At 61.1% G+C, this 20,270-nt stretch carries 15 protein-coding genes and 1 CRISPR repeat array; of the genes, 8 read left to right on the top strand and 7 right to left on the bottom strand.

The window, feature by feature from the left end; translation table 11 throughout:
* Positions 1-129 precede the first annotated feature (129 nt).
* The 3 genes from N2245_RS11015 (at position 130) to N2245_RS11005 (ending at position 3,202) form a co-directional block, all read left to right on the top strand.
* A complete protein-coding gene (locus N2245_RS11015; protein WP_494536786.1) occupies positions 130-1,734 on the top strand; it encodes a hypothetical protein in 1,605 nt (534 codons plus the stop codon).
* Between the two features lie 65 nt (positions 1,735-1,799).
* Positions 1,800-1,961, top strand: coding sequence for a hypothetical protein (locus N2245_RS11010; protein WP_494536785.1), 162 nt, complete (start codon positions 1,800-1,802; stop codon positions 1,959-1,961).
* A 32-nt stretch (positions 1,962-1,993) separates the two neighbouring features.
* Positions 1,994-3,202, top strand: a complete 1,209-nt coding sequence (locus tag N2245_RS11005; protein ID WP_494536784.1) for a hypothetical protein — start codon at positions 1,994-1,996, stop codon at positions 3,200-3,202.
* On the opposite strand, the gene N2245_RS11000 is transcribed toward N2245_RS11005, so the two are convergent.
* The 4 genes from N2245_RS11000 to N2245_RS10985 all read right to left on the bottom strand — a co-directional run bounded on the left by N2245_RS11000 (position 3,197) and on the right by N2245_RS10985 (position 5,276).
* Entirely contained in the window at positions 3,197-3,508 is a 312-nt protein-coding gene (locus N2245_RS11000) for a hypothetical protein (RefSeq protein ID WP_494536783.1), read from the bottom strand. The genes N2245_RS11005 and N2245_RS11000 overlap by 6 nt on opposite strands.
* A 452-nt stretch (positions 3,509-3,960) precedes the next feature.
* Positions 3,961-4,257 (bottom strand): hypothetical protein, encoded by a 297-nt coding sequence (locus tag N2245_RS10995; RefSeq protein WP_494536782.1) that lies wholly within the window; start codon positions 4,255-4,257, stop codon positions 3,961-3,963.
* Between the two features lie 77 nt (positions 4,258-4,334).
* Positions 4,335-4,718: a DUF2089 domain-containing protein gene (locus tag N2245_RS10990; protein WP_494536781.1), complete on the bottom strand. Its 384-nt coding sequence runs from the start codon at positions 4,716-4,718 to the stop codon at positions 4,335-4,337.
* Positions 4,719-4,736: 18 nt separating this feature from the next.
* Positions 4,737-5,276: an SHOCT-like domain-containing protein gene (locus N2245_RS10985; protein WP_494536780.1), complete on the bottom strand. Its 540-nt coding sequence runs from the start codon at positions 5,274-5,276 to the stop codon at positions 4,737-4,739.
* A gap of 393 nt (positions 5,277-5,669) precedes the next feature.
* On the opposite strand from N2245_RS10985, the gene N2245_RS10980 reads away from it, so the two are divergent.
* The 3 genes from N2245_RS10980 (at position 5,670) to N2245_RS10970 (ending at position 9,369) form a co-directional block, all read left to right on the top strand.
* Positions 5,670-7,058 (top strand): FAD-binding oxidoreductase, encoded by a 1,389-nt coding sequence (locus N2245_RS10980; RefSeq protein ID WP_494536779.1) that lies wholly within the window; start codon positions 5,670-5,672, stop codon positions 7,056-7,058.
* Between the two features lie 109 nt (positions 7,059-7,167).
* Complete coding sequence (locus N2245_RS10975) at positions 7,168-8,214, top strand: Gfo/Idh/MocA family protein (RefSeq protein WP_494536778.1); 1,047 nt, start codon at positions 7,168-7,170, stop codon at positions 8,212-8,214.
* Between the two features lie 36 nt (positions 8,215-8,250).
* Positions 8,251-9,369, top strand: coding sequence for a Gfo/Idh/MocA family protein (locus tag N2245_RS10970; RefSeq protein ID WP_494536777.1), 1,119 nt, complete (start codon positions 8,251-8,253; stop codon positions 9,367-9,369).
* 247 nt (positions 9,370-9,616) lie between these two features.
* On the opposite strand, the gene N2245_RS10965 is transcribed toward N2245_RS10970, so the two are convergent.
* The 3 genes from N2245_RS10965 to N2245_RS10955 are packed head-to-tail and all read right to left on the bottom strand — an operon-like array spanning position 9,617 to position 12,049.
* Positions 9,617-11,605, bottom strand: a complete 1,989-nt coding sequence (locus N2245_RS10965) for a hypothetical protein (protein WP_494536776.1) — start codon at positions 11,603-11,605, stop codon at positions 9,617-9,619.
* Positions 11,602-11,859, bottom strand: a complete 258-nt coding sequence (locus N2245_RS10960) for a hypothetical protein (protein ID WP_494536775.1) — start codon at positions 11,857-11,859, stop codon at positions 11,602-11,604. Before N2245_RS10960 ends, N2245_RS10965 begins: the two co-directional genes overlap by 4 nt.
* Positions 11,840-12,049, bottom strand: a complete 210-nt coding sequence (locus N2245_RS10955; RefSeq protein WP_494536774.1) for a hypothetical protein — start codon at positions 12,047-12,049, stop codon at positions 11,840-11,842. The genes N2245_RS10960 and N2245_RS10955 overlap by 20 nt, the downstream gene beginning before the upstream one ends.
* Positions 12,050-12,120: 71 nt before the next feature.
* Here N2245_RS10955 and N2245_RS10950 point away from each other — a divergent pair, with 71 nt between their 5' ends.
* Both N2245_RS10950 and N2245_RS10945 read left to right on the top strand, forming a co-directional pair.
* Positions 12,121-13,050: a cysteine peptidase family C39 domain-containing protein gene (locus tag N2245_RS10950; protein ID WP_494536773.1), complete on the top strand. Its 930-nt coding sequence runs from the start codon at positions 12,121-12,123 to the stop codon at positions 13,048-13,050.
* Positions 13,047-13,982 carry a helix-turn-helix domain-containing protein gene (locus tag N2245_RS10945; protein WP_494536772.1) on the top strand — a complete coding sequence of 312 codons (936 nt, stop codon included), beginning with the start codon at positions 13,047-13,049 and terminating at the stop codon, positions 13,980-13,982. The genes N2245_RS10950 and N2245_RS10945 overlap by 4 nt, the downstream gene beginning before the upstream one ends.
* Positions 13,983-14,472: 490 nt before the next feature.
* Positions 14,473-20,233: direct repeats of the CRISPR family, unit length 30 nt; unit sequence GTTTCAATCCCTTATAGGTAGGCTACGAAC.
* Positions 20,234-20,270: the final 37 nt, after the last annotated feature.

Raw genomic sequence — 20,270 nt, 5'->3', positions numbered from 1 at the left:
AGTAGGGCCTGCTTATAGCTCACTGGTTGACAGAATTATATACCATATTTGCTAGATCTCAACAGTGCAGTTGACCCCTCACGCAACCTTGTAGTATAAATGTACTAAATATTAGTATGGAAGGTGATTATGAAGACACGAGTGCGGTCGATAGAGGGGCGCCTGGGCGAGCTGTACGGCGCGACCTGCCTGCTGTGTGGCGGGACCCACGTGGCGTACGTCGGGGATGGGGAGTGCGAGGTGTGCGCCTGTGCTCCCTGTGGGTGTGAGGGCGTCCTGCGTGCCCTGGGCTGGCGGGAGGGCGAGAGCGCGCTGAGGGTGCTGAGGGAGATCGAACGCGACCCCGAGGCGTGGAGCCTGGCAACCTCCCCGGAACACCCGCTGCGGCCCTACCAGGTGGAGACGGCGGGGGCTATCCTGGGGTCGATCGAGCGCGGCGGGGGCGACCTGCTGGCGGTGGTGTTCTCCCGCCAGGCGGGGAAGGACGAGATGCTCGCGCAGCTGCTGGCGATGCTCCTGTGGAAGTACCGCTGGCGCGGGGGCGAGGTGGTGGTCGTGCAGCCGACGATGCAGCCGCAGGGGATGATATCGCGCCGGCGCCTGCTCGATCGCCTGCCGGGAGCTTTGGTGCGCGGGCTCTTGCGCGTGGAGGAGAACAGGGTGGCCGTGGGGAAGGCATCGGTCACGTTCCTGTCGGCCTCGCCCGAGGCCAACGCCCGGGGGAACACCGCCTCCCTGCTGCTTGTGGCCAACGAGGCGCAAGATATCTCCGCCGACCGCTGGGATGCCGTCTTCGACCCGATGGCGGCATCCACCAACGCCACCACCGTCTTCATGGGCACCGTGTGGACGCCCCGCACGCTGCTTGCGCGCCAGATGCGCTACCTCCGGGAGCTTGAGGCCAAAGACGGCCGCCGCAGGGTGTTCATGGTGCCCTGGCAGGAGGTGGCCCGCTACGTGCCGGCCTACGGGGAGAGGGTGCAGGCGCGCATCGCCCAGCTGGGCCGCCATCATCCCTTCGTGCGCACCGAGTACTTCTTGGAGGAGCTTGCGGACGACGGCGGCTTCTTCCCGCCCGCGGTCACCGAGCGCATGCGCGGCGATCACTCCAGGCAGCTCATGCCCACCCCCGGCAGGACCTACGCAGCCCTGCTGGATGTGGGCGGAGAGGATCTTGCCGCTGGGCCATCTTCTCGCCGCGACTCCACCGTCCTGACGATCGTGGAGGTATGCCATCCCGAGGGGGCGGATCTCCAGCCCGTCTACAGGGTGATGACGCGCTACATGTGGACCGGCGTCGGGCAGCCGGAGCTGCTGCCGCAGGTAGTGCACCTCGTGAGGGACGTGTGGGCCTGCCGGAGGGTGGTGGTCGATGCCACGGGGCTGGGCGCTGGGCTGGCGTCGGCCCTCAGGCGCATCCTGCCGCCGAGGTGCGTGATCCCCTTCGTGTTCACCGCCGCGTCCAAGTCGGCGCTGGGGTGGGACTTCCTGTCGCTCTGCGCCGCCGGCAGGTTCCTCGATCACGCCAACGATGGCTCCCGCGAGCAGGCGCTCTTCTGGACGCAGGTGGCGGAGTGCGAGTACGAGCCCCTGCCGGGCACCGGCCAGCAGATCCGCTGGGGAGTGAGCGGGGCAACCCACGATGACCTGCTGATGAGCGCAGCGCTCGTGGCTCGGCTCGATGCCGAGGACCTGCGCCCCCGAGTGGCCCGCGGCCATCCCCGCGCCGAGTAGCACCCACTCCTCGCCAAGGGTGTATTATAATGCGGCTAGATCTTCGCTTGATGTAGAGGGTGCATGTGACAACTACAGACGAGGCCGCTACTTATTGGCTGAGCTTGTTCACGCGAGAGACTTGGTTGGAGTCTGCTAAGCACGGCTTCAGCGTGATGGGATTCCCTCAGAGCAGGTGGACGACTGTACAAAGGATTAAGCCGGGGATTGGCTCATATGCTACCTGACAGGAACCTCTTCCTATGTCGGCCTGCTGCGGGTGATAGGAGAACCCTACCGGGACGACGCGGTTATCTGGAGATCGCAGATCTTCCCCAGCCGTCTGCCGGTTGAGCCGATCTTGACCCTGCATCCCGACCACGGTGTGCCGATAAAGAGCCTCGGGGATCGGCTATCGTACTTCCGTTCCGCTGCGAGTTGGGGCATGTATTTCCGTGGGGCTCCGACCAGAATAAAGCCCGAAGATGCCAAGGTCATAGTGGAGGCTCTGCTGGAAGCTGCACGCGACAGGTCACGTGTGCTGGATGTGGGGCAACCCCACGCGCCCAACATCCCTGGCCGTAGCGATAATGCCCCGCAGGAGTCCTCTTCGGGGAGTGTCGACGAAGCGGTCGTTGGGAAGCCACTTGCTCCCACTACTGCTGAGGTTGACCTGGGGGCAGGACCAGTGCTGGACGAGGTAGAGCAGCTGGCAGGTAGGCTCCTCTCCTCTGCCGGCAACAGCGAGAGCTCCAGGCTCCTCGAGGAGGCCGTGGTCTATGCTTTCAGGTTCCTAGGATTTCAGGCCGAGCACAGGAGTGGATCCGGAGATACCGACTCGTTAGTGTTCGCCCAGCTGGGAAAGGATGCTTATAAGGCGATCGTGGATGCGAAGTCAAGCCGGCACGAACGCGTAGCCAACGCGGCGATCGACTGGATAGCCCTCTCCAAGCATCGCGAGATGTACAAGGCAACGTACATCCTCGTTGTCGGCCCGGGCTTTGCAGGTGGGGATCTGCTTGAGAACGCGAGGAAAATGCAGGTGGCCCTTGTAACTGCTCGAGACCTTGCAGAGATCATCCGCATGCACGCCCTTACTCCCTTCTCCCTGGAGGACCTGCGGGAGCTGTTCTCCTACCCTGGTGATCCAAACGCACCGATACGTAGCCTGAAGGCTCGCGCTGATGAACTGGCGCGTCTGCAGAGGCTGCTGCCGGACATAATCAAGGTTATAGGTGAGTTCTATGGATTGGAGATCTATTCACCGGTCACTCCGGATAGCCTCCTGTACCCTCTTAGGACTCGAGGGCAGGGGAGGGTGTACACTCGGGATGAGATAGCACAGGCACTGCAGCTGCTGTCTATGCCTCAGCTGGGCATCCTCAGGCACCTGGAGGGCGAGGGCTACGTCCTGCAGATGACCTATCCCACGGCCATAAGAAGTCTGCGCGCCCTGCTGCGAGTTCTGGAGGCAGAGCTCCCGTCATAAGGGTGTGCTGGGCTGGACTAAGGCCTGGGGCTGGTGGCTTGACGCGGCGTGATGTGCGTGCCCGCCCAGGCCATCAGTGTGCATACCACCGAACGCTAGTCCCGCTGGGAGGACGTCTTCCGCCCCCACCCATGCCACACCAGGCAGGTCCTCGACGGCTCCGCCGGCCCTGGCGACCTTGGCGGCCCACAGCCAGGAAGAGAGGATGATGGAGAGGGGCAGCAGCGGCAGGGAATTCGCTATCGCCGATGGCCAGTCCACGCCCGCCCGGAGCACCACGTTCGCCAGCAGCGCTCCCAGCGGCACGCCGATCACGACCCAGACCCATAGCGGAGATACGCCCTCGTAGCTGAGCCAGTGCGCGAGCGCTAGCAGTGCCGCCGGCACCAGGCACGCTCCCGCGTGCTTGTACCACTTGTCCATTGCTGTTCAAGCTCCTTTCCCTTTGTAAAGCATCCTGGTCCATCCTGGATGTCCACAAAGGGCCCAGCAAGAAAAGTGCCTAGCTACCTTTAGGGAGCTCTATGGGTTTGCCGCCGGGGCAAGGATGCAGGCGTTGTGCACCTTCAATCCCTGAAGAGCTGTTGAGATCATCTGCTTGGCTTGCGGGAACTTGCACTGTGGCACGTGGTCTTCGCATCGGCCTGAAGGTCAGCTGTATGTCGGCCAATCACTTAGGCACGGATTTAGGGTGCATCTCCTGCCCATCTGAAGATTGCTATGTAGCGAATAGCCTTAGAGCGATGTCTGTATGGCGGCTAGTGCACGTCGCGGTTGGCGTAGTTATCCAGGCAGAACTGCAGCACCGCGTCGGCATCGGAAGAGGCGAACTCGGCGCTCTGGAAGTAGCCGAGGTATTCCCCTGCGGAGTAGTAGCTGCAGGTGGTGAAATGCCCCTTGTTGTTGACCTTGCTGGAGGCCTGCAGGTCGCCGACCTTGCCGTCGGAGAAGGTCACGCCCGTGAAGGTGAACTTCTGGTTGTTGGCGGCGGATGCGCTCACAAGCGGCAGCAGGGCCATCAGCGTGAGGGTCGCCAGGAGTACCTTGATCTTCATCGCGTTGCTCCATCAAGTACAAAAGCCTCGTCCAGTATACGAGGTGGACGAGGCTTTTGGTTTCATTTGGGCGCGGACTATTCCCCCCTGGAGTAGCCCAACAGGCGCATCGCCTCTTCGTAGTCGATCTCGCCGGCGGCCAGCCGGTTGAGGACCTCCCGTCGCTCGGTGGGAGAGACCCGCGGGGGCACTGGCTCGGATGGCCCTCCCAGCGCGGAGGCTATCTCCTCCAGGCGGTTGCGTGCGGTGTTGTAGGCGATGCCCAGCTCGGCGGCCGCACGCTGGACGTTGCCCCTGTGACGCAGGAGCACCCCCACGAACTCCAGCTGCTCGGGCGTCAGCTTGCCGATCCACCCCAGGGTGAAAGTCCCCTCGATGACTATACCGCTCTGGGGCGACGTCAGGCGTGTTACCACTAGCTCACCCCCCGTGACGGGGTCGCGCGTTATGAGAGGGTACATGTCTCCACCTCCAGATGCTTACTCACCGGTCTCCTCCGCTCGTCGCGGGGGGCGCAGGTGCCCCCATTCCCAGCTGAAGGACCCACCTGATGGTGGCTGCTCTCCCTGCTCTCCAGAGAGGTCGAACCCTACCTGGCTCCATTGTCGTAGTAAGTCGGGCGTGATGCCCACGGCTCGCATCTCCACCAGCTTGTCGGTGGGGAGCTTCCCCACGATCGCTGTCACCTCCCGCACGAAATCTGGGGTTACACCCACGGCTCGCATCTCTATGAGCTCGTCGAGGGAGACGTTGCCCAGCAGGGCCTGCATCTCCCTGATGTAGTCCGGGGAGACGCCCACAGCCTTCATCTCCACCAGGCGGTCGAGGTCGATGCCGCCGATGCTCCACGTGCCCACCGGAGGCTCCGTGCGTGCCGCTGGCTGCCCCGGAGGCTCCACCTGTGCGGAGGGTTGCTCCCGACCTTGCTCTTCGAGCGCCTCGAGCAGCTGCTCCGCCTGTTCGGGGGTGATTCTTCCCTCGGCGAGCATCTGCAGTACCTGTCTTCTTTCCTCGTTCATCTTCACATCTCCTTGTGCTGCTTGATGTCCATGCATGGCCCCGGCCGCCGGCAAGCCGACCATCACATGTGCTGGGCAAAAATTGCCATAACATGTGTTAATAATAGACATTTAAAACTTAAAAATCAACAATTTAGGATGAATTATTGCGTACGTCCAGCTCTAGATGTCGGGAGCGTAGATGTGGGTGATTGTGTGTGCATCGTGTGTGGCAGCTCTCTAGTGCGCCATGCATACTTAGCGTATCAAATCGCCTTCGGGCCTGTGAGGTAGCTATGCGGTGGGATGATTTGGGGATGCTGTGGGGTGTTGGGCGCGCCCCGCTGCTATCCTCGTCTGCGCCGGGGGATAGCAGTTGTGTTCGGGGGCGAAGAGTAAGGGGAGGTGTAGTATATGTCGGATCTGGTCATGATCGATGAGGTCAATACGCTGCGCTCGCAGGTGGGTGAGGTCATCCTGCCTGGGGAGCCAAAGTACGATGCCGCGAGGGCGGCATGGAACCTGACAACGGATCAGCACCCCGCGATGATCGTGGTGACGCGCTCGCCGGAGGAGGTCTCTGCAACGATGCGCTTTGCGGAGCTGAAGAACCTGGGGGTGGCGGTACAGGCCACGGGCCACGGCACGAGGCTGCCTGCCGATGATGCCCTGCTGCTCATCACTGCGATGCAGGGGGTGAGGGTGGATCCTGAGGCCCACACGGCTTGGGTGGGAGCCGGCACGAAGTGGAAGGCAGTGCTGGAGGAGGCGCAGAAGCACGGCCTCGCGCCGCTGCTGGGGTCGTCCTCCGATGTGGGAGCGGTGGGCTTCACGCTTGGCGGCGGCATGGGGTGGCTAGCCCGCAAGTACGGACTCTGCTGCGACTCGGTGCTCGCCTTCGAGATGGTGGACGCTCATGGCCATAGCATGCGCCTAAGCAAGGACTTGAACCCCGCGCTCTTCTGGGCCATGCGCGGTGGGGGAGGGGCCGGCCTGGGAGTGGTAACCTCCATGGAGATCCAGCTGTACCCCGTGAGCACGGTGTACGCGGGCAACCTGCTCTACCCGCCCGAGGCAGCGCACGAGGTCATGGCTCGCTGGGCCGAATGGGTCCAGGATGTGCCCGAGGAGCTCACGTCTGCGGTCGTCGTCATCAACATCCCGCCGCTGCCTTTCGTCCCTGTGGAGCTGCAGGGCAAGTCCTTCGTGATGGTGCGCGGCTGCTACTGCGGCGACGTGGGACACGGCGAGGAGCTGATCGACTCCTGGCGGGCATGGAGGCCGCCGGTGATGGACTTCTTCCACGAGATGCCCTTCCTGCAGTCGGACATGATCAGCCAGGACCCGGTGGATCCCATCCCTGCCGGCGTTACAGGCGCGTGGATGCGGACGATCAGCCACGACGCGATCGACGCGATCGCCCGCTACACCCTCCCACAGGGGGGGCCACCCACGCTGCTCTTTGCGGAGATCAGGCATGCAGGGGGCGCTATCAGCAGGGTAGGGGCCGACGAGGCGGCGTTCAGCCACCGCCACAACCCCTTCAGCCTCGAGCTGGTGGGGATCACCCCCACACCTGAGTCCCTTGAGCACTTCCGCCGGCACACGGACGATCTGAAGGCCAAGATCGCCCCATGCCTGACTGATGAGGTGTACATCAACTTCATCGACGGCGAGGAGGCACGCCGATACACGCCGAACGCCTTCTCGTCGGAGGCCTTCCTTCGACTCAAGCAGCTGAAGGCCGCGATGGACCCAGAGAACACCTTCCGGTACGGGCTGGACGTGCCTCCACTCATCTAGCGGGGAAGGCGGGAGACCGCCTCCCCAACTCCTTCTGGCAAAAAGTCGGCAAACGTTTTATCATACCCAGGGGATCAACCTTGCACACATCACCAGAAGGAGGAGCGCAATGGCACAGAAGATAAGGGTGGGGGTGCTCGGCCTGACGCACGACCACGTGTGGTCCAACCTGGAGGCGCTGGAGGGCTGCCAAGACGGTGAGCTGGTGGCGGCCGCCGACCTGCACGAGGAGCTGCGGGAGAGGTTCTCCCAGCGTTACCCGCATGCGCAGGTGTTCGACGACTACGAGCGGATGCTCGACGCTGTGGAGCTCGACGCCGTGTACGTCTTCTCCGACAACCTAGAGAGCGTGGAGCTGGTGGAGCTGGCCGCCGACAGGGGCCTGCACGCGATGGTGGAGAAGCCCATGGCCTCCAGCCTCTCGGGCGCCAACCGCATGATGGTCGCCTCCCAGGAGGCGGGCACCATCCTGATGGTCAACTGGCCCATCGCCTGGTCGCCCGCGGTGCAGCATGCCTTCAACCTCATCCACCAGGGGCGCATCGGCGAGCTATACCAAGTGCACTACCGCTCGGCGCACGCGGGCCCCAGGGAGATCGGCTGCTCGACCCACTTCTGCGACTGGCTGTACGACCCCCTGCGCAACGGCGCCGGTGCCTACATGGACTACTGCTGCTACGGCGCGGCAATGACCTGTTACCTGCTGGGGCTGCCCTCGCGCGTGACGGCCACGATGGCCCGCCTGCGCAAGCGCGACCTGGCGGCGGACGACAACGCCGTGCTGATCATGCAGCATGCCAGGGCCATGAGCACGGCCGTCGCCTCCTGGACGCAGATCGGTCACCTCACGAGCTACGAGCCCACATTCTACGGCAGCGAGGGCACGATCCTGGTGAGGGGCAAGCAGCTGCTGCTGGCCGACGCCCAGCACGACGAGGGCCAGGAGATCGAGGTGCCACAGCCCCCAGAGGGGATGCGCAACAGCGCCGAGTTCTTCCTCTCGCACGTCCGCCAGCGCAAGCCGATAGAGGGCCTGTGCAGCCCCGAGGTGGGCCTTATGACGCAGGAGGTGCTCGAGGCCGGCATCCTCTCCGCGCAGGAAGGCACCGCCATCAGCCTGCCGCTCCCCGTCAGCTACCTGCAGGGCTGGGTCTAACCCTAATTCAAAAACATATAATCTTTGGAGGCACACATGGAACGCAAGCCTTTGAAGTTGGGCATACTTGGCGCTGGCATGATCGCCACCTTCGACCATGGGGTCATCCCCAACCTGAAGTACATCCCTGAGAAGGTCGAGCCCGTGGCCATAGCCGACCCTGTGGTGGAGAAGGCCGAGGAGGCCTCCAGGCGCTTCGGTATCCCGCACGTGTTCGCCAGCCTCGACGAGATGCTGGAGAAGGTGGAGCTCGACGCCGTGGTGAACCTCACACCGATCCCTGTCCACGGCGAGACCTCGCGCAAGATCGTGGAGGCCGGCAAGCACCTGGCGACCGAGAAGCCGATCGCCACCACGATGGAGGACGCCGACGCGATCATCGAGATCGCCGCCTCCAAGGGCGTCACCGTCGTCTGCTCCCCGCCTGACATGCTCTACCCCCACTACAGGGAGGTGCGCCGGCTGGTGCAGGAGGGCACCATCGGCAAGGTGGCGTTTGCTAGGGTACGCTCCTCGCATGGTGGGCCGGGCTCTAGCTGGTGGCCCGGAGATCCCAGCTGGTTCTACCAGAAGGGATCGGGCCCGCTCTTCGACATGGGGGTGTACGGCATCCACGAGATCACCGGCATACTGGGACCTGCCACCAGGGTGTTCGCCTTCTCGGGCATAACGGAGCCCTACAGGATAGTGCGCGGGGGGCCGTTTGCCGGCAAGCAGATCGAGGTCACGGCCGACGACAACACCCTGATCATGCTGGACTTTGGGCAGGCGACCTTTGCGTTCGTTGATGCCACCTTCAACGTCAATGCCGCCAAATCGCCCAAGCTCGAGATCTTCGGCCGCCAGGGGACCATCCAGATCGCCGACCATCGCGCCATCCGCGAGGGGGCACCGCCGGTGGAGGTCTTCCGCACCGATGCCGTGCCCGGTCTTGGCGGCTGGATCGTGCCGGAGTCCTGGGGGCTGCAGATGGAGGGAGAGCGGATGAACCGCCTGGGCAGGGCGATCCTCGTGGACCATTTGGTGGACTGTGTGTGGGAGGGCAAGAAGCCGGTGCTGAGCGCCGAGCATGCCAGGCACGCGCTGGAGATCATGATCAAGTGTCTGGAGTCCGCCCGCCAGGGGAAAGTCCTCGACCTGACCACGTCGTTCTAGGGCGGGGGCGCCCCTCACATCACTCCCGAGAGGGCTTGGGATCATCGTCCGCCTTCGGGAAGCACAGGTGTGTGAGGGGTATGCCCCCCTTTTCTCCACCCAGGAGAAGGGGGGCTGGGGGTAAGATGGATCTGTCCCTCTCGCCAGGAGAAGGAGGTGAAGGCTTCTCTGTGTGTCCCCGCTGCGTATGCCGCCTGCGGGGATGAGCGCAAGGTTGCCTCCGTGAAGGTTTCTCTGCATAGGCGCCCTACCGTTCCCATCCGAGGTGGACTACCTGCTGCCAGGTGCCAGCGTCATAGCGCTCCTCGATGCCCGTGACCACTCGCTCGATCGGCTCTGCGCCTTGCTGTGGGATGATCCGGATGCGGTCCCATACCTGCAGGCCGAGGTGCGGGGGCGCTTTGAGCCTGCCCGCCTGCGTGCTGCGGGTGAGCTCCAGCAGCTGAGCGGCCGCCAGTACGCCGGCTTCCTGGGAGGAGCCGACCAGCGGGTCCACCACCTTGTGGACGCGTGCGCCCAGCTCCACTCCTGCCAGCGCCTCGCCGTAGTACACCTGCCCCCGGTAGGCGGGACTCTCCGGCAGCCCGTACACCTGCACGTAGTTGGCGGCCGGCAGCTCCTCTCGGTCGCGGTACTCCCACAGCGGGTGCCCACCATCGCCGTAAGTGGCGGCGAACTCCGCCCTGGGATCCGCCACCTGCAGGCCATCACCCTCTGGGCGCACTCTGTGGGGCACGCGCTCCAGGAGGGTCTCCATCGCCTGTAGGAGCGGTGTGCCGGCGGAGATCGTGAGGGAGGGCTGGGCGAGCAGCTCGCTGGCGTTCATGCCCTGCAGCTGGATACCCCCAAGAGCACATACCTCGGCCAAGAGCTGGCCTATGGTGCGGCTGCCCCGCTGCCAGGTGCGTGGTCGCTGGGGCCGCACGGCGCCGAGATGCTCCCAGGCGGAGACGCAGTGGATCGTTGCCCGCAGGGGGGTGCCGTCCTTCCAATGGCGGTCGATGGATGCGATCATCATCTCTGGCAGGGGCACGAGCTCGACGCCCTGGGAGGTCTGTAGTCCCCTGGAGAGGCGCACACAGCTGCCTAGCCGCAGGGCCTCTGGTAGCGCCGCGGGGGAGCTATCGCGGGGCCACCTGTCGCCGAACTGCAGCGTGACGACCAGCTCGCGGGGCTCCCGGTAGGTGTACGCCAGCACATCGGCCCCAAGGTCCACGGCCTCCTCGAGACAGCCCAGCTGCCAGGCCGACCTCTCGCCGAGGAGGTAGTCAGCGGTGGCGATCGCCGGCTCCTGTAGCTGCGTGGGGGCGGGGAGAGTGCTGCCTGTGGGCAGGAGCGTGCAGTGGTGCGTGCGGCCTGTGGCCTCGGGACGGGCAGCGTACCAGAAGATGCGCGTGGCATCGAGGCGGGCGATCGATGGCTGGGAGAAGGCGTAGTGGTCGGCGTCCTCGGCGCGATCCAGCAGCTGGGGAGAGGACCACGCACCGGTGGAATCGTTGTAGCTGCAGGTCCACACGGCGGAGGCACCCTCGCGCCGGCCGGTGATGACCAGCTGCCAGGTGGAGGCGTCGGCGCCGATGGCGACCGCCATCCCCGTGGCCGCCTGGAAGAGGTCGCCCGTCCAGGTGACGACCGTGCCCCAAGCGCCGGAGGCCGCGCGCCGGCGGACGCGGACTGCCTTGTCGCTCGTGCCGGCTGTGGGCGGACCGTAGACCCAGGTGTAGATGCGCTCGTTGGTGCCGGTGAGAGGGTACTTGGTGCCCACGGCGACGGCGTGGATGACGTCGGTGCCGCTCTCGGTGTAGACGGTGATCTCGCTGCCCCAGGACTGGGCGTTGTCGGTGCTGACGCGCGTGGCGAGCACCTGCTGCCCGCTGCGGACGTACGCCAGCATCACTTGGGCGGTGCCCGTGCTGCCGAGTGCGGGCGTCACGCTGGGCGAGATGCCCGTCGCCAGCAGGCTCCAGGAGGTCCACGCCGAGGAAGGGGCGCTCTGGGGAGAGGTCACGCGGTTGATGTACAGCTCGCCGGCGGGGGTGACCCTGGCGCGCACGACGGAGCCATCGGGCGCGAGGCAGGCGGCGAAGCGGTGGCCGGCGGAGGTCTCGGAGTACAGCTGTGAGGTGCTCGGCAGGAGGAGGCCCCAGCGCCGGGTGGAGACTATCAGCTGGCCGATCACCGGTATGGGTGCGGGGAATCTCTGCGCCTCCAGCAGGGTGGGAGTCAACGCCCTCATCGGTAGTCCTCCCGCCGGAGGGTCCTCAGGCGCTCCTCGATCGCGCTCACGCGCTCCTCCAGCTCGGCCTGCTCCACCAGCGCCAGGATGGCGCGCGCGAGGGTCGCCGCGGCCTGCGCCTGCTGGGGCTTGATCTCCTCGGCGAGCACTTCCTCGACGGCGCGGGGGAGTATCTCCAACAGGTCTCGAAGGATCTCCCTGCCGGTGCGCACGGGCAGGGGCACGACTTCCGGGCTACTTGCGATCATCTTCACGCTCGATGTCCTCCCTTGCCTTGTTGATCTTCTGCCACAGGCTGCTGCCGGCCAGGTAGCGGACTATCAGGATGATCGCCACAGAGAGCACCATGCCGTAGTCGTCGCATCCCAGGTGGACGTCCAGCAGGCCATGCAGCATGGAGGCCATCCCGAAGGTGGCCGCCACGTCCATCAGTTTGTCTCCCATTGCCTTGACTCCTTTCGGCTATGGGAAGGGGCGTCTAGGCGCAATATAGCAGAACATAGAATCTTAATCAAGTGCATACTGTAGATTTAGAAAACCTATGTGCGATACAATATCTTCGGGGGGAACCCCCAAATGACTCACAAGGAGGGTACACTTTGGCCGAGATATCTCTTGATCCTTCGATCATCCCCCACATCATGGAGGGGGGACTGTCCATCGCGCGCACCCGCACAGTTGATCAACTCGATCGCAGCGCCCCGTACGATGGCGCCTGGAACGGCCTAAACAACTGCGGGCCGGCCTGTGTGGCGATGGTGCTCTATTATACGCACGGACGCATGTTCTATCCAGATGCGATCGTCGACGAGATGCGCGGCGAGGACCACCTGGGCTACACCTCCGTGGCCGACATCGTCCGCTACCTCGACGACCACGGCGTGCCGGCCTCCGCCGCCTGGGTCGACACCTTCGACCGCTTCCGCCAGGTCCTCAGGCAGCAGGTCGCTCTGGGCCACCTGACGATCGCGCTCTTCTACGCCGACTTCGCCCACGACCAGGGAGGCCACTTCATGGTCTGCTACGGCGTGGACGATCCCGGGGCCGAGACCCGCTGGCTGAACCCTTGGAAGGGCGTGAGGCTATCGCTCTCCTGGCTGGAGGCCTGGGAGAACTTCCGCAGCTGGATGGTGCTCACCCACAAGGGTTACCACGCCGGCTACAGGGTATTTGCTGAGCGCTGGCAAGCGCGCACCATCTCAGCCCGCGTCAACCTGCGCACGGGTCCTGGCAGGACCCACAAGGTGATAGAGGTGCTGCCGCCCGGCACTACGGTGCATCTGCTGCAGTACACAGACGACGGCGAGGCGATCGAAGGGGGCTATCCCTCCACCCGCTGGCACTTCGGCACCCCGCTCATCGGCAGCAGGGCCCTGCGGGGCTGGGTGGCCGATGCCGTTCTCGAGCAGACCAGCTTCACATCCACCAGGGAGGTAAACCGATGAGCATCAAGATCACCCAGAAGGTATGGCAAGCTGCCGACAGGCTACGGGGCAACGACATGCTTCTGCTGCTGGCCCTCGCCGACTACGCCAACGACCAGGGGGAGTGCTGGCCAAGCGTGCGCACCCTTGCGGGCCGCACGGGACTCTCCGAGCGCACCGTATACAGGATCCTAGCGCGCGCTGCAAGGGCAGGCTACATCATCGTCATACCAGGAGGAGGCAAGGGCCGCAGCAACCGCTATAAGCTCATGCTGGAGGTGCTAAGAGGACATCAACCACCCAAGCAGGTACGCAGGCCCATAGCTAATCACAGCGAGCAAACCCTGACAGAAGGACAGGGTAAAGCCTCCTCAAACCCTGACAACACTGACAGGGTTTGCAACTCCCAAACCCTGACAATTGTGACACCAAACCCTGACAATACTGACACTCAAACCCTGACAGCTGTGTCAGGGAAACCGTCAAATATTAACCGTCAAAATAACCGTCAAGATATTAACCCCCCTTACCCCCCACAGCAAGCTGTGAGGGCTACGAACCCTACCCACCACCAAGGTGACAAACCCACCCAGTTGGAGGCAGACCGTACCCAGCAAAATATGCCCGGCCGGCGCGAGCGAGGGCCCCTGGCGGTGGCGCTGCACAACCTGCTCGAGGAGCGCCTGCCGCGGATCGCCCAGCACCTGCACGGTCGACCCGTCTGGTGGCGCGACGACAACACCCTAGTCCTGGAGGTGGCCACGACCTGGGCGGCGAGCCTGGTCACCAGCGATGTGCGCCGCGAGCTGGCCACGCTCGTTAGCTGGCACGCTGGCCGGCCGGTCCAGGTGGAGGTGACGAGTCCGGGAGGGGGAATGGAACTAGCACCGGCGGAGTACCTGCGGATGCGCGTGGAGCAGCGATGGCGCGAGTTGGGACTCGTCCCTGCATGATGGGCGCGGAGTCGGCAGCTAAGGGACGCGCCTGGCATAGTGCCAAGCGTCGGGACAGGCAGCAGGCAGGAGGCAATTGCAAGCTGATCCCAGACCATACCTAGCAGCGGAGGTGATAGGCATTGAGTTCCGCAAGGCAAAGGGAAGGCTCGCTCCTCCAAGCAGCCTGGGGACGAGGCTCATGAGGATGGTACAAAGCGCCCCGGTGTGTCCAAGGGGGGAAATTGCTGCGGGGTCCTTGTAGGCCGAGGTAGGCCGAGAGGGAAAGAAGCGGCTAGAACCGGCAGCGCATAGGAGAAACTACCAGGAGGAAGCATCTTGGCAGAGGAGCAAGAGGTTGTAGCAGGAAATTCGCCACCCCAACCCATTACAGGTAGGCCACGAACTTCCTGCATGGCGAGGTGGAGTCGGGTCACCTGACGAACCCCAACCCCTTACAGGTAGGGCACGAACGACCAACCCGCCATCTCCACAGCCGTGCTGGAGCGGCGTTTCAATCCCTTATAGGTAGGCTACGAACGGCCGATCATACCGCTCGACGGGGATCCTGCGAACGGGAGTTTCAATCCCTTATAGGTAGGCTACGAACGAGAAACTGGGACAGATAGAGCCAGGGAATCTTGCCTTGTTTCAATCCCTTATAGGTAGGCTACGAACGTAGGGTGGTAAGACCTTCAGGGGTAACCTCAGGCGTTTCAATCCCTTATAGGTAGGCTACGAACTGCCACACGCCGTCTGCAGGGGCAGGGGCGGTGGCAGCGTTTCAATCCCTTATAGGTAGGCTACGAACGTCCGCGAAGCGCGTGGCGAACGGGACGCGCTCGTGTTTCAATCCCTTATAGGTAGGCTACGAACGGCCCCCCTGGCTATGGGGATCTCCCGCCCGCGACGGTTTCAATCCCTTATAGGTAGGCTACGAACTCCCCCACCCAGATCTCCCGCTTCGTGCGGGAGGAGCGTTTCAATCCCTTATAGGTAGGCTACGAACGGCGCACCATTTGCGGTGCACACCCGCGGGCAGAGGTTGTTTCAATCCCTTATAGGTAGGCTACGAACGCGCGGGCTGGACGGGAAGCGCGCAGCTGCGGGTGCGCAGTTTCAATCCCTTATAGGTAGGCTACGAACGTTTTGATAGTCGTTGCTATCGATTTGATAGTCGTTTGTTTCAATCCCTTATAGGTAGGCTACGAACTTATTATCATTGACCAGCTTATCTATAGTGCTCACGTGTTTCAATCCCTTATAGGTAGGCTACGAACCCGTGTACGCAGGCAAAAGCTTCCCGCGCGGATCCGGTTTCAATCCCTTATAGGTAGGCTACGAACCGCGTCATCCGTGCCTCTCGGGTTCGCCGAGAGGCCGTTTCAATCCCTTATAGGTAGGCTACGAACCAGGATCCGCAAGCGCAGGGCTATACGAAAGGATGACGTTTCAATCCTTTATAGGTAGGCTACGAACTTGAGAGCATGAATATTACTACTACGGAGGTGACGAAGTTTCAATCCCTTATAGGTAGGCTACGAACATATCTGCGCCGCGGAGCCGAACGCACCGACGTATGCGTTTCAATCCCTTATAGGTAGGCTACGAACGTTCGTAATTGTCAGGGTGGGAAACCTGTTGCCGGGTTTCAATCCCTTATAGGTAGGCTACGAACCCCGAGGCCCAGCTCCCCACATCGGGCCCCTGGGCGGTTTCAATCCCTTATAGGTAGGCTACGAACATATTCTGGAACAATAGTTCTGCAAAATTCGCTGGAGTTTCAATCCCTTATAGGTAGGCTACGAACTTCCGGGACAAGGTGGCTACAACTGCAGCCGGACGAGGGTTTCAATCCCTTATAGGTAGGCTACGAACTCACATGTTCGACAATTATCCGCACGGGGCCGCCGAACGTTTCAACCCCTTATAGGTAGGCTACGAACTTGCGCTGCACCTGCTCGTAGAGGCCGCGCTCGGAAAGTTTCAATCCCTTATAGGTAGGCTACGAACACGTCCACTCCTAGGGCCTCAGCTAGCTCATTTGTGCGTTTCAATCCCTTATAGGTAGGCTACGAACGGGGTGCCTGGGGTCGGCGTGTCCTCTCGCCGTCTGCGTTTCAATCCCTTATAGGTAGGCTACGAACGCGCTGGCGCTCTCGGGCGCACTCCTCCGGACCGGAGTTTCAATCCCTTATAGGTAGGCTACGAACCATCGGGCACATATGTATGGTGGTAGCCCACGGCGTGTTTCAATCCCTTATAGGTAGGCTACGAACGCAAAATGGGCGGGACTGCCCAAAAGGCACGCTCCCGTTTCAATCCCTTATAGGTAGGCTACGAACGACTTCGAAAACAGGGCACACACAGCCCCCACGACTTGTTTCAATCCCTTATAGGTAGGCTACGAACCGCACTCGCCTTGCTTGCCGGGATAGGCTTCTGGATGGTTTCAATCCCTTATAGGTAGGCTACGAACCTTGCGTTGGGAGACATCAACAACCGCACCAACCTTCGTTTCAATCCCTTATAGGTAGGCTACGAACTGCAACGAAGTCTGCGAACGAAGAGGCGTCGTATATCGTTTCAATCCCTTATAGGTAGGCTACGAACAGAGACCTCCTGGCCGCGGCCGAAGCCGCGCCAGCTGTTTCAATCCCTTATAGGTAGGCTACGAACGCTCATAGCTGGGGCGTCCGGTGACGTCCGAGCATGTGTTTCAATCCCTTATAGGTAGGCTACGAACCGTCGTCACCTGCCAGCGCATGCCGGGGAGCTACCCGTTTCAATCCCTTATAGGTAGGCTACGAACGGATCCTGCGGGACGACTGCCCCGTATGCCAGGGCAGTTTCAATCCCTTATAGGTAGGCTACGAACTGACGTTTGCCATCTGCGTCTGCAGGTTTTCACGCCGTTTCAATCCCTTATAGGTAGGCTACGAACCCTCTCCTGGACCGATACGTATATCCGCTTGTATCCGTTTCAATCCCTTATAGGTAGGCTACGAACCGGTCGGACCTACTATGTAGGTCCGGACCGTTGTGTTGTTTCAATCCCTTATAGGTAGGCTACGAACGTATGACCGGCACGGGGACCTCCAGGGTAAAACCCAGTTTCAATCCCTTATAGGTAGGCTACGAACCCGGACTGGGCTACAACGCCTACCATTTCACGGGCGTCGTTTCAATCCCTTATAGGTAGGCTACGAACGCTGTCGGGATCCATCACCAATGCGCACTCGCGTGCGTTTCAATCCCTTATAGGTAGGCTACGAACCGGGGTCTACTGCGAGCTCCCCAAGCCCAGTGAGTAGTTTCAATCCCTTATAGGTAGGCTACGAACGCGAGGGCGCTGGGGGTAACGCCTTCGATCGTGGCCCGCGTTTCAATCCCTTATAGGTAGGCTACGAACATGTTCGCTCATTTCTTCCTTTCTCCTTTTTTTGTTGTTTCAATCCCTTATAGGTAGGCTACGAACAATGCGTCGATTGCGGTCGGACCTACTATGTAGGCTCGTTTCAATCCCTTATAGGTAGGCTACGAACTTCCGGTAGACAGCGGGCAGGACGTTTACGTGAACAGTTTCAATCCCTTATAGGTAGGCTACGAACGCCTAGGACTGGTGGTGTTGGGAGCACTGCTATGGGGTTTCAATCCCTTATAGGTAGGCTACGAACTCAGTCAGATCAGTCGAATACCGAGCCCCGGGTGCGTTTCAATCCCTTATAGGTAGGCTACGAACGAATACCAGGTGCAGGATGGGCGGCAGGTGCGCGTGCGTTTCAATCCCTTATAGGTAGGCTACGAACTCGTCATATCGGGCCTCGTATGTTACCGTTTGCCCCGTTTCAATCCCTTATAGGTAGGCTACGAACGAGGTTTGTCGGGAAGGGCTGGGAGGCCTACGTCGAGTTTCAATCCCTTATAGGTAGGCTACGAACTAGGCACCCGTCTTATATGTCGTCCACGGCTGCCAGGTTTCAATCCCTTATAGGTAGGCTACGAACGCGGGACCCCGAGCGGCGGGCGGCTCCCGACGAATACGGTTTCAATCCCTTATAGGTAGGCTACGAACCGAAGCGGCAACAAAACTTGCAGAAGAACTAGATTTGTTTCAATCCCTTATAGGTAGGCTACGAACTCGGGAAGAACAAGCGCGAGTACTGGACGCTTGTCGAGTTTCAATCCCTTATAGGTAGGCTACGAACATCCTGCCGAAGATGGAGCGCAACCTGCCACCTCTCGTTTCAATCCCTTATAGGTAGGCTACGAACCTGCTACGTAGTAGGTGTTGTCTTCGGTCTCCACCTTGGTTTCAATCCCTTATAGGTAGGCTACGAACCGTACATCGCCAGCACGCTGCACGCCGACAGCAGCAGTTTCAATCCCTTATAGGTAGGCTACGAACACGTCCCCTGGATCACATCGCCGTTGAGTTTCAGCGTTTCAATCCCTTATAGGTAGGCTACGAACGGAGCCCGACGTGCTGCTACGGATCCCGCACCCGCGTTTCAATCCCTTATAGGTAGGCTACGAACCTGGATACCCTTGCCGTATTTCCGGGAACCGACTTCCCGTTTCAATCCCTTATAGGTAGGCTACGAACTTGCCTTCTTTTTGCATTAGCGCATCAGCCGCACCGTTTCAATCCCTTATAGGTAGGCTACGAACTCCTATTTACAACGCAAACAGAGATTTGTACACCCGCGTTTCAATCCCTTATAGGTAGGCTACGAACGCACTGGAGGGATGTCGTGAGGATGCTGGAGGACGAGTTTCAATCCCTTATAGGTAGGCTACGAACTCGGGCCTGCTGCATTGGTGCGACTGTCGAACATCAGGTTTCAATCCCTTATAGGTAGGCTACGAACTAGGGGGGTGCTTGTGCTTATCTACATGTTTGTTAAGCGTTTCAATCCCTTATAGGTAGGCTACGAACTTGCCCTTGCCGACCTCGTTGCGGATGTTCGTGAACGGTTTCAATCCCTTATAGGTAGGCTACGAACTCTGTCTCAGGCTGCTGCTCATTTTGCTCAGCTTGCGTTTCAATCCCTTATAGGTAGGCTACGAACCCGACATGGAGCCTCTGCTCGTCACAGCCCACATCGAGTTTCAATCCCTTATAGGTAGGCTACGAACGCTGGACGCAGGGCAATCCCTCGGACACCATCCCGCAGGTTTCAATCCCTTATAGGTAGGCTACGAACTCGCACGGGGAGCTGCTCTGCGTGGGCCCCGGTGAGGTTTCAATCCCTTATAGGTAGGCTACGAACCGACCCGCCGATGGAAAAATGCCTCGGGCGCGGCAGGTTTCAATCCCTTATAGGTAGGCTACGAACGCGTGCACAATGGGAGACAGCTACCCAGCGGGGGCGTTTCAATCCCTTATAGGTAGGCTACGAACCGTCGACATTCGTAAGAAAATTTGGTTCGTAGCCCTGTTTCAATCCCTTATAGGTAGGCTACGAACGTCGCCAGCGCTGTAGAACCCCTGTTCAGGCGTGCCTGTTTCAATCCCTTATAGGTAGGCTACGAACGACAAACGTCCTCCTCAGGTTCGAGCATGGAGATGCGTGTTTCAATCCCTTATAGGTAGGCTACGAACTGCGCGGGCATATCGCGCGGCCAGGCAGGACGGACGTTTCAATCCCTTATAGGTAGGCTACGAACGCGCACTGCGACCGCAGGCAGGACCGAGATCCGCGTCTGGTTTCAATCCCTTATAGGTAGGCTACGAACAGAACGGCCCGAAGCGGCTCGGCCGCCCGCAGCAGAAGTTTCAATCCCTTATAGGTAGGCTACGAACTCGCGTGCACCCGGCTGCGCGGGCATATCGCGCGGCCGTTTCAATCCCTTATAGGTAGGCTACGAACGGCCTATCCCGCTCGACGTATCTGGAGCGCCGACGACGTTTCAATCCCTTATAGGTAGGCTACGAACCTGCCAGCAGAGGCTCTCATTCCCCTGCTGAAGGTCGGTTTCAATCCCTTATAGGTAGGCTACGAACGTAATGTATATGGTCGTCAAGAGCGTCCTCCCCCTCAGGTTTCAATCCCTTATAGGTAGGCTACGAACCCCATATCCTCATATATATGCTCTATATCCTCATCAGTTTCAATCCCTTATAGGTAGGCTACGAACGCCAATCCTCGGGCAGACGGGGGATGGATGGCGGCCGTTTCAATCCCTTATAGGTAGGCTACGAACGGGCAACGACATCTTCAACCAGACGACCGAAATCAGTTTCAATCCCTTATAGGTAGGCTACGAACATCCAAGCGGACACTCCAGTCGCGGAGCGTGCGTTGT

Source organism: Thermobaculum sp. T2p (genome assembly GCF_059335935.1).
The sequence above is the reverse complement of the archived record's forward strand: the minus strand, read 5'-3'. Positions and strand labels throughout refer to the sequence as shown.